Source organism: Mycolicibacterium lutetiense, from assembly GCF_017876775.1.
GTDB lineage: Bacteria > Actinomycetota > Actinomycetes > Mycobacteriales > Mycobacteriaceae > Mycobacterium > Mycobacterium lutetiense.
This window is the reverse complement of record NZ_JAGIOP010000001.1, coordinates 1,482,961-1,498,048: the sequence shown is the minus strand read 5'-3', so window position 1 is coordinate 1,498,048 and position 15,088 is coordinate 1,482,961. Positions and strand designations below refer to the sequence as shown.

Annotated in this window: 12 protein-coding genes; 4 read left to right on the top strand and 8 right to left on the bottom strand. The window is 66.6% G+C overall.

What is annotated here, in order from left to right:
• Window positions 1-59: 59 nt before the first annotated feature.
• Window positions 60-2,660: a LuxR C-terminal-related transcriptional regulator gene (locus JOF57_RS07140; protein WP_209915281.1), complete on the top strand. Its 2,601-nt coding sequence runs from the start codon at window positions 60-62 to the stop codon at window positions 2,658-2,660.
• A gap of 19 nt (window positions 2,661-2,679) precedes the next feature.
• On the opposite strand, the gene JOF57_RS07135 is transcribed toward JOF57_RS07140, so the two are convergent.
• Window positions 2,680-6,738: a bifunctional nitrate reductase/sulfite reductase flavoprotein subunit alpha gene (locus JOF57_RS07135; protein ID WP_209915279.1), complete on the bottom strand. Its 4,059-nt coding sequence runs from the start codon at window positions 6,736-6,738 to the stop codon at window positions 2,680-2,682.
• Window positions 6,739-6,994: 256 nt separating this feature from the next.
• On the opposite strand from JOF57_RS07135, the gene JOF57_RS07130 reads away from it, so the two are divergent.
• From JOF57_RS07130 to JOF57_RS07120, 3 genes are read left to right on the top strand one after another with little or no spacing between them, the layout of a single operon-like run.
• Window positions 6,995-8,203, top strand: coding sequence for a cytochrome P450 (locus tag JOF57_RS07130; RefSeq protein WP_209915277.1), 1,209 nt, complete (start codon window positions 6,995-6,997; stop codon window positions 8,201-8,203).
• A 49-nt stretch (window positions 8,204-8,252) separates the two neighbouring features.
• Window positions 8,253-8,975 carry a type 1 glutamine amidotransferase gene (locus JOF57_RS07125; RefSeq protein WP_209915275.1) on the top strand — a complete coding sequence of 241 codons (723 nt, stop codon included), beginning with the start codon at window positions 8,253-8,255 and terminating at the stop codon, window positions 8,973-8,975.
• Between the two features lie 47 nt (window positions 8,976-9,022).
• Window positions 9,023-9,703, top strand: coding sequence for a phosphoribosyltransferase (locus tag JOF57_RS07120; RefSeq protein ID WP_209915273.1), 681 nt, complete (start codon window positions 9,023-9,025; stop codon window positions 9,701-9,703).
• Here the strand turns inward: JOF57_RS07120 and JOF57_RS07115 are convergent.
• The 7 genes from JOF57_RS07115 to ftsZ all read right to left on the bottom strand — a co-directional run bounded on the left by JOF57_RS07115 (window position 9,700) and on the right by ftsZ (window position 15,046).
• Entirely contained in the window at window positions 9,700-10,059 is a 360-nt protein-coding gene (locus JOF57_RS07115) for a hypothetical protein (protein ID WP_209915271.1), read from the bottom strand. The two genes, JOF57_RS07120 and JOF57_RS07115, sit on opposite strands and share 4 nt — an antisense overlap.
• A 71-nt stretch (window positions 10,060-10,130) precedes the next feature.
• A complete protein-coding gene (wag31, locus tag JOF57_RS07110) occupies window positions 10,131-10,955 on the bottom strand; it encodes a DivIVA-like cell division protein Wag31 (protein WP_209915269.1) in 825 nt (274 codons plus the stop codon).
• Between the two features lie 205 nt (window positions 10,956-11,160).
• Window positions 11,161-11,451: a YggT family protein gene (locus JOF57_RS07105; protein WP_003880337.1), complete on the bottom strand. Its 291-nt coding sequence runs from the start codon at window positions 11,449-11,451 to the stop codon at window positions 11,161-11,163.
• A 176-nt stretch (window positions 11,452-11,627) separates the two neighbouring features.
• Entirely contained in the window at window positions 11,628-12,266 is a 639-nt protein-coding gene (locus JOF57_RS07100; protein ID WP_209915267.1) for a cell division protein SepF, read from the bottom strand.
• Window positions 12,263-13,096: a YggS family pyridoxal phosphate-dependent enzyme gene (locus JOF57_RS07095; protein ID WP_209915265.1), complete on the bottom strand. Its 834-nt coding sequence runs from the start codon at window positions 13,094-13,096 to the stop codon at window positions 12,263-12,265. Before JOF57_RS07095 ends, JOF57_RS07100 begins: the two co-directional genes overlap by 4 nt.
• 41 nt (window positions 13,097-13,137) lie before the next feature.
• Window positions 13,138-13,851 (bottom strand): peptidoglycan editing factor PgeF, encoded by a 714-nt coding sequence (pgeF, locus tag JOF57_RS07090; protein ID WP_209915263.1) that lies wholly within the window; start codon window positions 13,849-13,851, stop codon window positions 13,138-13,140.
• 34 nt (window positions 13,852-13,885) lie between these two features.
• Complete coding sequence (ftsZ, locus tag JOF57_RS07085) at window positions 13,886-15,046, bottom strand: cell division protein FtsZ (RefSeq protein WP_209915261.1); 1,161 nt, start codon at window positions 15,044-15,046, stop codon at window positions 13,886-13,888.
• Window positions 15,047-15,088 lie beyond the last annotated feature (42 nt).

The window sequence follows — 15,088 nt, the reverse complement described above, 5'->3', positions numbered from 1 at the left end:
TCCCCGTCGACCCCCTTTTCGGCAGCGTTCCGGGCCTGGTGCCCCTAGACTCAGGGCCCATGCCTGGTCAGTGGCAACTTTTGGACCGGCCCGCCGAGCACGAGGCCATTCGGGCCGCCCTCAGCGGGACGGACAGCTGCGGAGTCGTACTCGTCGGTGCCGCGGGAGTCGGCAAGACCACTTTGGCGCGCACCGTCACCGCATCGTTGAACCAGAAGGTGCACTGGGCCGCGTGCACCGAGTCGTCGCGCAGCATCCCGCTCGGCGCATTCGCACACTGGGTGTCGCCGTCGGGATCACGCGACCCCATCGCCCTCATCGGATCGGCACGCGAATCGCTTGTGGCCGACGGCGACACCATCGTCGGGATCGACGATGCACATCTACTGGACCAACTGTCGGCGACGCTGTTGCACCAGATCGCCGTCGAGCGCTCGGGCCACGTGGTGGCCACCGTCCGCAGTGGTGAGCCGGTGCCCGATGCCGTCACCTCGCTCTGGAAGGACGGCTACCTACAACGCTTCGAACTCAGCCCGTTCACCAAACAGCAGAGCATCGCACTCATCGAGATCGTCCTGGGCGGGACGCTGGAGGGGCTCAGCGCCGACGTGATGTGGGAAACCTCGGGCGGCAACCCACTGTTCCTGCGCAACATGGTCGAGGGCGCGGTCGACGCCGGATCGCTGACCGAGGTCAACGGGGTATGGCAGTTCCGCGGCCCCACCGTCATTCCCTCCGGGCTCGTCGAACTGCTCGACGAACGACTGGCGCATGCCGGCGAAGATGTCCTGCACGCGCTGAAGCTGCTGTCGCTGTGCGAACCACTCGATATCGACGCGCTGGCAGAACTGGCCGGCGAGGAGGCCGTGGACACCGCCGAGATGCGCGGCCTGATCCGGATCGTGGCCGACGACAACCAGGTCAACGTCCGCTTCAGCCACCCACTGTTCGGCGAGGCAGTGCGCCGCCGGGTCGGCACCGCATCTGCCCGGAAACTGCGGGGCCGCATCGCCAAGATCCTGCACGAGCGCAACCTGGACTCCCCCGCCAGCCGAATCAAGTTGGCCGAGTTGGCCATCGAGAGCGACCAGGGCACCGACATCGAGCTGCTGATCACCGCGGCCAAGGATGCGGTGTTCCTGTCCAACCTTCCGCTGGGCGAGAAACTGGCCCGTGCCGCCTTCGATCACGGCGGTGGACTCGGCGCGGCTGCACTGCTCTCCCGTGCCTTGCTGTGGCAGGGCCATCCGGCACAGGCCGACGGCATCCTCGAGCAGTTCTCGCCCGCAGACCTCACCGAGTTGGAGCTCGTGCAGTGGGGCATTCCGCGGCTGTCCAACCTGTTCTGGTCCATGGGCGACGTGGCACGGGCCGATCAGGTGCTCGTCCTCCTGCGCGAGCGGGTCACCCATCCGACCCTACGACTGATCGTCGACGCGACCGGTGCGGGTATGGCCGTGCACCAGAACAAGATTCCCGAAGGACTCGAGATCGCCGAACGGGTCCTGGCGGACCCCGAGGCCCCGCGGCAGGCGGTCGATTTCGCGGCATTCGCCGCCGGCCTGTCCATGCCGTTGGTGGGCCGGGGCAATGAATTCCTGCCGATCGCGTCGCGGTGCAGCGCTCAACGCAAGACCACCGACGGAATGGTCCGGATCATGGTCTTCTACGGCGAGGTGCTGGCCCTCGCCTACACCGGTCAACTCGAACTGGCCCGGCAGCGCGCCACCGAGTACACCGAATTCTCCTCGGCCGGCCAGTTCGCCGGGTGGGCCATCGCCAAGATCATGGACGGCGTGGCCGCCACCCACAGCGGCCGGTTCGACGATGCCATCCTGGCGATCGAGCAGGCGCTCGCCGCGCTCAACGCCGAGAGCTCCCTGCCCTGGCAACTCCCCGGCCGGCTGCTGTTGGCCCGCGCCTACGCCGGGGTGGGAAACCCTGTCGAGGCCGAACGGGCACTGGAGGACGCCAAGGAGCACTCGGGCGAATTCATGGCGCTGCACGAGCCCCTCCGGATGGTCGCCAAGGCCTGGGTGGCCGCCGCCAAGGGCGGGCACCGCTCGGCCATCGACCTGGCCCGGGCAGCCGCCGACGCGGCACATTCCTCCGGCCAGTACGCAGTCGAGGCCGAGGCGCTGCACAGCGCGGCGCGCTTCGGTGACCGCAGTGTGACCCGGCGCCTACTGGAGCTGGTCGACCGGACGGACGGTCCGCTGCCCGCCCTCTACGCACGGCACGCCGCCGCGGTGGCCGCCGGTGACGCGAACGAACTGGACAAGGTGGCCGGCGCATTCGAGGAAGCCGGCCTGCTGCTGTCGGCGGCGGACTCCGCCGCCCAGGCGGTGCCCCTGCACGACAAGGCCGGCCACCGCCGGAACAGCACCGAATCTGCCGCGCACGCACTGCAATTGGCGTCCAAGTGCGGTGGCGCCGCCACCCCGGCGATTCGATCGGCCGCCCGCCCCCTACCGGTGACCGGACGCGAACGCGAGGTGGCCGGTCTCGTCGCGCAGGGATTGTCGAACCGCGACATCGCCGAACGACTGACCGTCTCGGTCCGCACCGTGGAGGGCCACATCTACCGGGCCTGCATCAAGCTCGACGTGGCCGACCGCGATGAACTCGCCAAGATCGTCTGGAACGACCTGGCGCAATGAGCCGAGCCGGTAGCCGATCTCAGTACACGTCGCGCACGTAACGCTTCTGGGCGACCAGTTCCCGCTTGTAGTCGTGCGCGGTGTCCTCGGACATCCCGCCATGGGTCCGCAGGATGGTCGTCAGCGCCGCGTCGACATCCTTGGCCATCCGGCCCGCGTCACCGCACACGTAGAAGTGGGCACCGTCGTCCAGCCAGCGCCACAGGTCCGCCCCGTTGTCCAGCATCCGATGCTGGACGTACACGCGCTCGGCCTGATCGCGGGAGAACGCCAGATCCAGCCGGTTCAGGAAACCGTCGCGGACCATGCCCTCCAGATCGTCGCGATAGTAGAAGTTCTCACTGCGATGCTGATCGCCGAAGAACAACCAGTTACGGCCGCCGTGCCCCAAGGCACGCCGCTCCTGCAGGAAGCCACGGAAGGGGGCGACTCCGGTACCCGGGCCGACCATGATCATCCGGGTTCCCGCATCCTCGGGTGGGCGGAAATGCGGGGAACGCTGCAGGAACACCGGTGCGGCGGCGGCGCGGTCGGCGAGAAAGGTCGAACACACCCCGCCGCGGGCCGAGCCGCCGGGCCCGCGGTACCGCAGGACCGACACTGTCAGTTGGATCTCGTGCGGACTGACCAGCGGGCTGGAGGAGATCGAGTAGCTACGCGGCGTCAGCCGAACCAGTACCTCCTGCCATTCCTCGGGTTCAGCGCGCACCGCGAACTCGGAGACGATATCGAGGCCGTTACGGTTGTGCAGCCAATTGCTGCGTCGCTCACCGGAACTGCGCAGGATCTTGGTCGCCGAACGGTCGCCACAGGTGTCCGCGACGAACCGCAACAGATCCGGGGTCACCCGGCAGATGTCGTACGACGAGATGAGAGCGTCCCGCAACGACTGCTCGACGCCGTCGACCTCGATCACCGAATCCGGGCTGAGGGCGGTGGCCGCCAGCCAGGCGTCCACCATGGCCGGGTCGTTGCTCGCGTAGACCCCCAACGAGTCACCGACGCCGTAGCTGACGTCGTACTCGGAGACGTCGAAGCCGAACTGGCGCACCTCTTTTGCCGACCTCGACGTCGTCAGCAGCTCGTTGCGCGCCAGCGCCGCCAGAATCGGCTTGGGCCTGGTGAATTCATCAGGCTCGATGGGAATGACGGTGCGGGCCGCCCCGACGACGGCCGGGGCGTGCGTGGCACCTGCCAGCGCCGTGGTGACCGCGTCGGCCCAGCGCCGTAACGGCTTGTCGTCATAGGCCTCGCAGTCGACGCGGTCGAGAAGCTTGGTGGCCCCCAGATCGGCCAACCGGTGGTCCAGGGACTTGGCGTGACCGCAGAAGTTGTCGTAGGACTTGTCACCGATGCCCAGCACCGCGTAACGGATCCCGTGCATTTGCGGTGCGTCCGGGGACTGCAGCCGACTCCAGAAATCGGCCCCGTTGTCCGGTGGCCCACCGTCACCGAAGGTGCTGGTGACCACCAGGATGTCACGCGCGGTGGCCAGGTCTGCGAGCGCGAGTTCGTCCATGTTGACCAACGACGCACCGGCGATGCGGGCTGCCAGGCCGGCAGCGAATTCCTCGGCAGCGCCGGTCTGGGAGGCCCACAACACCATCGGACCGGTTCCTGCGGACCGCTCGAACCGGTCCTGCGCGCCGGCCCGGCAATAGCGTCCCGCCAGCACCCCGTCCACCCACAGTCGTACGGTGGCGCGTAGCGGCGCCGTTTCCGGAAGGACCGGAACGCCGACGGGATCATCCGGAAGACCGGTGAAAAACCCGGCCAAATAGATCTTTTCGTCCTGACTCAGGGCGGGCTTGTGGGTGGAATTCAATCCCACCTCGGCGGCCAACGGATGCAGCGCCGAAGCGCCGTCGACCGACCGGACCGGCCGCAGGCTGACCGCACACACCTTGAATTCAGGCTGTAGCGAATCCGGGTCGACGGCATCGTTGGTCACCGCGTTGACGGCGAGGTACTCCCCGTGTTCGTCGTTCCAGTGAAATGGTGCGAAGCAGTTGCCGGCGCGGACGCGGTCGCTCAGTACGGCGGGCAACACAGCGCGCCCGCGCCGCGAGGTCAACTCGACCGGTTGACCGTCGACGATGTCGAGTTCCAGGGCATCGAGCGGGTGGATCTCGACGAACGGCGCCGGGTTGAGTCTGTTGAGCTTGTCCACCTTCCCGGTTTTGGTCATCGTGTGCCATTGATGTTGCAGCCGACCGGTGTTCAGCACGAACGGATAGTCGTCATCGGGCAACTCCGAGGCGTCCATGTGTGGCCGGGCCAGGAACACCGCACGCCGCGAGGGCGTGGCGAAGGCCAGTCTCGGCCGGTTCCCGTCGGAGTCGACGAACAGGTCCTGGCTGATGCCGTCGTTGAGGTAGCGGATGGGGTGCCGGTCGTCGTCGCCGCCGGGGGCATCGACCGGCGGGACCGGCCATTGCAACGGGGTTCGGCGCAACCTCTCATAGTCGGCACCGCGCAGGTCGTATCCGGTCTTCGCGTTGGCGAACTCACGGATCTCGGCGAAGACCTCTTCGGCGGACCGGTAATCGAAGTGCTCGGCGAAGCCCAGATGCGCGGCCACCTGGCAGATCAACTGCCAGTCCGGCCGCGACTGGCCCAGCGGGGCGACCGAGGGAGCCAGCAACGTCAGGTTGCGTTCCGAATTGACCATCACACCTTCTGATTCCGCCCACAAGGCGGCGGGCAGCAAGATGTCGGCGTAGTGGTTGGTGGCCGTGGAGCGGTAGACATCCTGGACGACGACCAGCTCGGCGGCCTCCAAACCGTTGATCACGGTCTTCCGGTTGGCCACGCTGGCAACGGGATTCGTGCAGATGATCCAGCAGGCCTTGATCAGGCCCTGCTCCATCTGCTCGAACATTCCGATGGTTCCCGGGCCTACCTCCGAGCGGATCGCGCCCGGCTCGAGGCCCCACCGGGTCTCGACGAACGTCCGGTCTTCTGCTGCGAGTACCGACCGCTGACCGGGCAAACCCGGTCCCATATAGCCCATCTCGCGCCCGCCCATCGCGTTGGGCTGACCGGTCAGCGACATCGGGCCGCTACCTGGACGGCAGATGGCCCCGGTGGCCAGGTGCAGGTTGCAGATGGCGTTGGTGTTCCACGTCCCGTGGGTGCTCTGGTTGAGGCCCATGGTCCAGCAGCTCATCCACTCGCCGGCCTCGGCGATCATCGCTGCGGCGGTGCGGATATCGGCCTCGGGTAGGCCGGTGATCTCGGCGACCCGGGCCGGGGGGTAGTCAGCCAGAAGGTCCAGCATCGCTTCCCAACCCGTGGTGTGCTCGGCGATGAACTGCCGGTCGATGTCGCCGGTGTGCACGAGCAGATGCAGTAGGCCGTTGAGGAGCGCCAGATCGGTTCCCGGTCTGATCTGAAGGAACAGATCGGCGCGTTCGGCGGTCGCGGTGCGACGCGGGTCCACCACGATCAGTTTGGCGCCAGCCTTGAGTCGATCGGCCATGCGCAGGAAGAGAATCGGATGGCAGTCGGCCATGTTGGCGCCGGTGACGAAGAACAGGTCGGCCCGGTCGAAGTCGGTGTAGGAGCCCGGAGGCCCGTCAGCGCCGAGAGACTGTTTGAATCCCGTTCCCGCACTGGCCATACACAGTCGAGAGTTCGATTCGATGTGCACGGTACGCAGGAAGCCCTTGGCCAGCTTGGTGGCAAGATACTGCGCCTCCAGCGTCATCTGTCCGGAGACGTAGAGTGCGACGGCATCGGGGCCGTGCTCGTCGACGATCGCCCGCAGCCGGCGTCCGGCCTCGGCCACCGCGTCGTCGACCGGTGTCGGCAGCAGTTCGTCGTCGCGGGTGAACCGCAGGAACGCGGACTCCAGGCGGTCATCGGTGGCGGACATCATCTCGGCATGCATCGCCCCCTTGGTGCACAACCGGCCGAAATTCGCGGGGTGAAGCTTGTCGCCGCTCACCCGGGCGATCACGGTGCGGTCGTCATCGACCCTGGTGGTGACCTCGATACCGCAGCCGACGCCGCAGTACGAACATGCCGTGCGCTTCGTCGTGTCCGGGACCGAACCCGGGACCGCGCCATCCGCCATGCCCACATCGTGCGGTGGCGGTGTTGTCGGATCTTTCCGGCAACGTTATCGCCACGAAAACTGATCCTCACCGCGCGGATGCGCCCGCGGTGAGACCGATCACCACTGTTCAGGGCATGTTAATGGCCCCGGGCTGGGTGGTACGCACCGCTGGCGAGGTGTCGGCCGGTGACGTAGCCCGCTACTCACGACCCGCGGGGCCAATCGGACCAGCATCACTATCAGTAGGTTGTCGTCCGATCACGCGGAGGCTGTCATGACCCTGATAACCGATGCCGGCCTTCCCCCGCTCGACTACGAGCACGAGACCGACCCGGAGGCGGTACACCGGCTGATCTCGGCGGCCCGCGCCCACGCCCCGGTCGCGATGGGCGCCCACGGTCCGGAGTTGTTGAGCTACGACCTGGTCCGCGCCGCTCTGCGCGATGCGCGCTTCGAGGTCCCCAGAGGCGTGTTCCTGGCCGCGCAGGGCATCACGTCCGGGCCGCTGTGGGACCGGGCGAACAGCAGCCTGCTGGGTGTCGATGCCGAATCGCACACCCGGTTGCGCCGTCTCGTCGCCAAGGCGTTCTCGCCCCGCAGCGCCGACCGACTACGGGAAACCTGCGTCGACATCGTCACCCGACTCACGGACCCTCACCTGTCCGAGGGACACTGCGACATGGTCGCCGACATCGCGGTGCAGTATCCGATCCCGGTGATCTGCGCGCTTCTCGGTGCCCCGAGCCGGGACTGGCATCTGTTCTCCCAGTGGGCCGATGACATCTTCAAGATGTTCAGCTGGAACCTCGGCGACCACGCCGACACGGTCGAGGCGGCGTGGCTGCAACTCGACGATTACGTCGATGGCATGGTGGTGCAACGGAATTCCAGCCTCACCGACGATCTCCTCTCGGATCTGATCCGGGCGGAGGTCGACGGTGACCGCCTCACCCATTCCGAGCTGCTGATGCTGGCCGGCGGTGTCATTCTGGCCGGCACCGACACCACCCGCAATCAACTCGCGGCGGCCGTCCAGGTGCTGTGCGACTACCCGGACCAGTGGCTGATACTGGCCGAGAATCCGGATATGGCACCACTTTTCGTTGACGAATTGTTGCGCCACACGCCAATCGCACTGAGCAGTGTGCGGATCGCCCGCGAGGACGTCGAACTGGGCGGCCTCACCATCCCGGCCGGAACCCAGGTGGTGGTGAACTTCGCTGCGGCCAACCGGGATCCAGAGGTGTACGACGAGCCCGAGCGATTCGATGTCAACCGCATCGGTCCCCCGGCCATGATGACGTTCGGTGGTGGATTGCACTACTGCCTGGGTGCACACCTGGCCAGGGTCGAGCTCGCCGAGGCATTGCGCGTACTCAGCCGGAAGTTACACAACCCCCGGTGCGAGGGGCGTGCCCCGTGGAAGCCGATGACCGGCATCACCGGTCCCGCGTCACTGCCGCTGATCTTCGAGGCAGCCTGAAGGTCTGATAATTGGACCGGAAACTCGGAGGGCATCGCATAATGGCGGTGTGACAGCGAAGGTCCTGTTCCTGCGCAACGACTGCACGGCCACCGAGGCCATGCTGGCCGATGTCTTTACCGAATGCCGATTCGACGTCGACACCTTCGACGTCGTTGCGCCCGGGCAGGACGACGACCCCGCCCGCGCGGTGACGTTCCCCGACCCGACCGACTATGACGTCATCGTTCCGCTGGGCGCCCGCTGGGCTGTCCACGACGAGGCTCTGCGCAACAGTTGGGTCGGAGCCGAGATGGCCATGGTGCGCCGGGCGGTCAAAGCCAGGGTCGGCGTGCTCGGCGTGTGCTTCGGAGGTCAGCTCATCGCCCAGGCCTTCGGCGGTTCGGTCACCAGGTCGCCGTTACCCGAGGTGGGCTGGTACGACGTCGCCACCGACGACGAACGGTTGGTTCCCGGTGGCCGATGGTTCCAATGGCATTTCGACCGCTGGACACTCCCGCCGGACGCCATCGAGATCGCCCGGACGCCCGCCGCCTCTCAGGCCTTCGTACTGGGCACGGCACTGGCGCTGCAGTTTCATCCCGAACTCGACTCCGCGTTGCTGGAGGTCTGGCTGGCCCACGACCGTGACGGCGCACTGGCCGAAATCGGCCGCAGCCCCGACGAATTGCGCTTGCACACAAGAGAATTCATCGATGACGCGGCAGCCCGGCTACGCACGCTGGTCCGGGGGTTCCTCAGTCGGGTGGTCCGGGCGCAACCATCGACGTAGGCTGACATCAGTCGGCGCAATTGCCTTCAGTGCCGGCCACAATGCTGATGAACGCCTGGAGTCTGCGAGCGAGCAGCGAACGCACCTACCAGGACCGCCACGAGGCGGGCCGGGTCCTGGCCGAGCAGTTGGTGTCCTACCGAGATCGACCCGAGGTGCTCGTTCTGGGCCTGGCCCGGGGCGGAGTGCCGATCGCCTGGGAGGTCGCCACGCACCTGCATGCACCGTTGGATGTCTTCGTGGTCCGCAAGCTGGGTGTGCCGCAGTGGCAGGAACTCGCGATGGGCGCGGTGGCCTCGGGCGGTGGGTTGGTGATCAACGACGGACTGGTGAACCGCCTCGGTATCGACGATGACACCCTCGTCGAGACGATCCGGCACGAGACCGCCGAGGTGGAGCGACGGGAACAGGCCTATCGCGGCGGACGCCCGGCACCGGACGTCACCGATCGAACGGTGATCCTGGTCGACGACGGCATCGCCACCGGGGCCACGATGCTGGCCGCGGTCCGGGCTGTGCGGGCGGCCCGACGGGTGGTGGTGGCGGTACCGGTCGGACCACCGACGGTGAGCAGTCAGCTCCTGGAGGAGGCCGACGACGTGGTCTGCACCAGCACACCACCCCAGTTCGAGGCGGTCGGCCAGGCGTTCGCAGACTTCCACCAGGTCAGCGACGACGAGGTTCGTCGCCTGCTGGCCGAGCCCACCACCGAACCCGGCGCGGGTTAGCTCTTGTTGTACTTCTCGGCGGAGTCGTCGGCCTCGACGTCGACGTCTGCGGCGTCGGACTCCACGGCGACATCAGATTCCGGTTCGGCAACCAGGTCGTCGGGGTAATCCACCGGCGCCTCGACCGCGTCGAAGGTCTCCGTGGTCTCGGTGGCATTGGCCTCGTCGTCGGCGTCGTCGTCGCTGCCGGCGTTCCCTCCGCGCGAGCGTTCCCGCAATGCGTCGACAATCAGCAGCAGCACGCCGATCACGCTGGCACCGATACAGACCCAGGCGATCAACTCATTGCTGGTGACCACGGCGGTCACCAGCGCAGCCAAGCCGATGACGGCAAGCACGAGCGCAATGATCAACATCGTTCAACCCTAAGTCTGGAGGCCCGTGATCGGGCCGGTTCACGACAGTGTGAGGAAGTCGGTCTTGCCGGTTAGTTGTTGCCGCGGTTGAACTGGCTGAAACCACCCGCCGAGTCGTTGTTGGCACTGGAATCCACCGGCGCGGCCGAACCTCGCTGGCCCAGCTCCTCCAGCTGAGACTCCAGGTAGGTCTTCAGACGTGTCCGGTACTCACGCTCGAACGTGCGCAACTGCTCCAGGCGGCCCTCCAGGACCGTGCGCTGCTGATTGATCGTGCCCATGATCTCGGAGTGCTTGCGCTCGGCGTCGGCCTGCAGTGCATCGGCCTTCTCCTGCGCCTGACGCAGCTGGGTCTCCGAACGGGTCTGTGCATCGGACAGCATGGCGTCGGCACGGGCCCGTGCTTCCGAGACCGTGGTCTCGGCGGTCGTGCGGGCGTCGCTGACCAGCGCGTCGGCCTGCGCCCGCGCGTCCGAAAGCAGCTTCTCCGACTCGGCCTTGGCCGTGGAGGTCAGGCGGTCTGCAGTGTCCTGCGCGAGGCTGAGCACCCGGGCGGCACGCACCGCGGTTTCCTCGCTCGGCTGAGCGACAGGGGCGACCGGCACCGGCGGGGCCTCGTAGACCGGCTGCGGGGCCGGCGTGGGCTCGGGCTCCGGCTCGTAGAGCGGGATGGACTGGCTGGACTGAGCGCCGCCCGCTCCGGACCGCGCCGAGGCCAGCTCAGAATCGAGCTCGGACACGCGCTGCCGAAGATCGGCGTTCTCCTCGATGAGCCGAGTCAGCTCATTCTCAACCAGATCGAGAAAGGCATCGACCTCGTCCTCGTTGTAGCCACGTTTGCCGATAGGCGGCTTGCTGAACGCGACGTTATGGACGTCCGCTGGTGTGAGCGGCATTGTCTGCCCCCTTGAAGTCTTGGACCGTCAACCGATCTCAAAGTGTAAAGCCTCGCTTGATCGCAACTGGAGTCCATCCTGTCACACCAGACCCGGCGGTTGCAGTGGAGGCCTATTTTTAAGAACGAATTTCAATCTTCTTACGCATTTGTGGACCATTCGGCAAACGCCGAGAGCGGGTGTCCCCACTCACTCACCCACCGTTCTACATCGCCGCGCTGAACGCCAATTGCATGCCGATGAATGCCGCGAGAAGCAGCACCATGATCGACAGGTCGAAGCGCACCGCGCCTATCGTGAGCTGGGGAATGAGGCGCCGCAGAAGTTTCACCGGCGGATCGGTCACGGTCATGATGAGCTCCAGGACCACGACGGTCAGCCCCTTGGGATGCCAGTCGCGACTGAAGGACCGGATGAACTCGACGACGACGCGCGCGATCAGCAGCAGCCAGAAGACGAACAGCGCGAAACCGAGAATTTCGAAGAACAGCGACAACTGAGCCGACCTCACTACAGCAGGATGTGTGACATTGGATACAGGTCGCCGTCGGTCGGACACATCTCACACAGAAGACGTGGTCAACCGATAGTGCGACGCCGCCAGCCTACCTGTGCCCTGTTGGGCATCAGCCATGCGTGGCGGCGCCACCGAGCTGCGACGGGCGTCGCGACTCACTGATAGGCGTAGAAGCCGGCCTCGGCGATCCGGCGCCGCTGCTCGGCACTGACATCGACATCAGCCGGTGACAGCAGGAAGACCTTGGTGGCCACCTTGTCGAACGAGCCGCGCAGCGCGAACGCGAGACCGGCGGCGAAGTCGACCAGGCGCTTGGCGTCGGCGTTGTCCATCGAGACCAGGTCCATGATCACCGGGGTGCCGTCGCGGAACCGCTCGCCGATGGTGCGGGCCTCGCTGTAATCCTTGGGCCGCAGCGTGGTGATCTTCGCCAGCGGACTGCCCGCCTCGAACAGCTCCGCCATCCGGCGGGGATCCATCGCCAACGCACCCCGGGTGGATCCGGACAGTGCGCCGAGACGCGGTGCGGAACGGTCGAATTCGCGGGGGGTACGCATCCGCGCATCGAACCGCGGCTCCTCGGCGAAACCGCCCGGATAGCCGCCCCGATAGGCCGGACCCTCGTCGTACTCGGCTCCCTCGTAGCCGTAGCCGTCCTCGTCGAAACGCTCGTCACGGGGACGTCGGGCGTAGCTGCGCGCCGCGCCGCGGTCGTCGTCCTCGTAGTACTCGTCGTCGTAGTCCTCCATCGGCGCCATGCCGAAGTAGGCCTTGACCTTGTGCAGTGTGCTCATCTCGGCGACCCTTCTGCGGGCGATGGGGGTGGTGGTGTCTGTGATGAAGATGTGACTGGTGTGACTACTTCCGGTGACGTTAGCGGGCGTTGCCCCATGAGCGCGGTACCGACACGCACACACGTCGATCCGTGTTTGACCGCGCTTTCGATATCTCCGGACATCCCCGCCGACAGTTCGAGCCGGTGCTGGTAGTCGCGCTGTACCCGGTGCCGCTCGGCGTCCAGTCGTGCGAAGGCATCGTCGGGATCCCATGCCAGTGGCGGGATTCCCATCAGGCCGGCGAACTCCAACGCCTCGGCGGAGTTCGCTGACCCACAGATTTCGTCGACAAGAGCGGGGACATTCACATCGACTCCGCCGCGTTCGGAGTCGCCGTCGAGACTGATCTGGATGTACACGCGCAACGACCGGGTGCGCGTGCCGGCGGCCAGCGCCTCCCCCACGGCCCGGTCCAGCGCGGTCAGCAGGCGGGTGTTGTCGACCGAGTGCGCGGTGTGCGCCCAACCCGCGACGGCCCGCGCCTTGTTCCGCTGGATGCGCCCCACCATGTGCCAGCGAATCGGAACGTCCGTTAATTCCGCGCGAACAGAAGCGACTTTATCGGCGGCCTCCTGTTCGCGGGATTCACCAAATGCGAGGCACCCTAATTGATTGAGAATAATGACATCGGAGGCCGGAAAGTATTTCGTTATCGGAAGTAATTCAATTTCATTGACATTTCGCCCGACCGATTCTGCGGCCCGCGCCAACCGCGCCCGCGCGGCACCGAGTGCGGCGGTCAACTGTGCCGTCCGATCGGCATCACGCCCGCGCTGCACGGTGCTCATCTCACCCTCACTCCAGGCTCATTCGGGACTTGTTCCAGTCGTCATCGGCGGCCCAGCTCCATCCACACCACACTCGCCAGGCGTCCGGTCGGCGCATCCCGGCGATGACTGAACAGCGCACGGTCGGCGACGGTGCACCGCGGGTCCACGTCGATCGAGGCGATACCCAAACTCTTTAACTGCCGGGAGATTCCGGCCCGCAGGTCCAACCCGGGCGTACCACGCGAGGTGGTCGTGCGAGCACCCGGCAGGGCAGCCTCCACCTCGGCCGCCATCACTTCGGGTACCTCGTAATTGGCTCCGCTGACCGCGGGGCCGAGCAGCACCGAGATATCCCCGGCATGCGCGCCGGCGGCCAGCATCGCCTCCACGGTCCTCGCCACGATGCCGTTCTGTGCACCGACCCGTCCGGCGTGGACAGCAGCGATCACTCCTGCGCGGGCGTCGCCCATTAATATCGGCACGCAATCGGCGGTCACCACGACCAATGCCAAACGCGGTGTCGTCGTCACCAATGCGTCGGTGTTATCGACCGGAGTGTCGCGCGGCCCGTCCACCGTGACGACGTGATCACTGTGCACCTGATTCATCCACACCAGCGCGTCGGCTCCGACGGCAGCCGCCAGGCGACGCCGGTTCTGGGCCACGGCCGCCGGATTGTCGCCGACATGGTCGCCGAGGTTGAACGAATCGAAGGGGGGTGCCGAGACACCGCCGGCGCGGGTGGTGGTCACCCGCCGAATACGAACAGTCACAATCCCGGTTTCCGAACCCGCTGCCGGGCCCCGCTCAGTGCCTCATGAACGGCGGCACGTCGACATCGTCGTCGGCGATCCCGCCGTCTCCGTCGCCACCGACGCTGACGGTGGCGCCATTGGTGTGTGCCGGGACGCTCACCGCATCCGTCGGTTCGAACAGTGACGTGGTCACCTTGCCGGAGCGGGCCGATGCGATCGGCTGGGTCTGCGCTGCGCTCGGGCTGACCACCGGCTTGCGACTCGGCCCGGCCATGTCGAAGCCCGCCGCGATCACGGTGACCCGCACCTCGTCACCGAGCGAGTCGTCGATCACCGTGCCGAAGATGATGTTGGCCTCGGGATGGGCCGCGTCCTGCACCAGCGAGGCAGCCTCGTTGATCTCGAACAGGCCGAGGTCACTGCCGCCGGCCACCGACAGCAGCACGCCCTGCGCGCCTTCCATCGAAGCTTCCAGCAGCGGCGAGTTGATCGCGATCTCGGCGGCCTTGAGCGCCCGGCCGTCGCCGCGGGCCGAGCCGATGCCCATCAGCGCCGTACCCGCGCCGCTCATCACTCCCTTGACGTCGGCGAAGTCGACGTTGATCAGACCGGGCGTGGTGATCAGATCGGTGATGCCCTGGACGCCGTTGAGCAGGACCTCGTCAGCGCTGCGGAACGCGTCCATCAACGAGACTGCGGCGTCACCCATCTGCAGCAGCCGGTCGTTGGGAATCACGATGAGGGTGTCGCAGCTCTCACGCAGAGACTGAATACCGTTCTCGGCCTGGTTGCTTCGGCGCTTGCCCTCGAAGGAGAACGGCCGGGTGACGACGCCGACGGTGAGTGCACCGAGCTTGCGCGCGATCGACGCGACGACGGGTGCGCCACCAGTTCCGGTGCCGCCGCCCTCACCGGCGGTGACGAACACCATGTCGGCGCCGCGGAGCAGCTCCTCGATGTCGTCCTTGGCGTCCTCGGCAGCCTTGCGGCCCACTTCGGGGTCCGCACCTGCGCCGAGTCCACGGGTCGAGTCGCGGCCGACGTCGAGCTTGACGTCGGCGTCGCTCATCAGCAGTGCCTGTGCGTCGGTATTGATGGCGATGAACTCGACGCCCTTGAGGCCCTGTTCGATCATCCGGTTGACGGCGTTGACACCGCCGCCGCCGATACCAACCACCTTGATTACCGCGAGGTAGTTATGCGGGGGGGTCATGGATCGTCTTCCTCCCAGGTTGGGTGTTGATGGCCGCGGAAC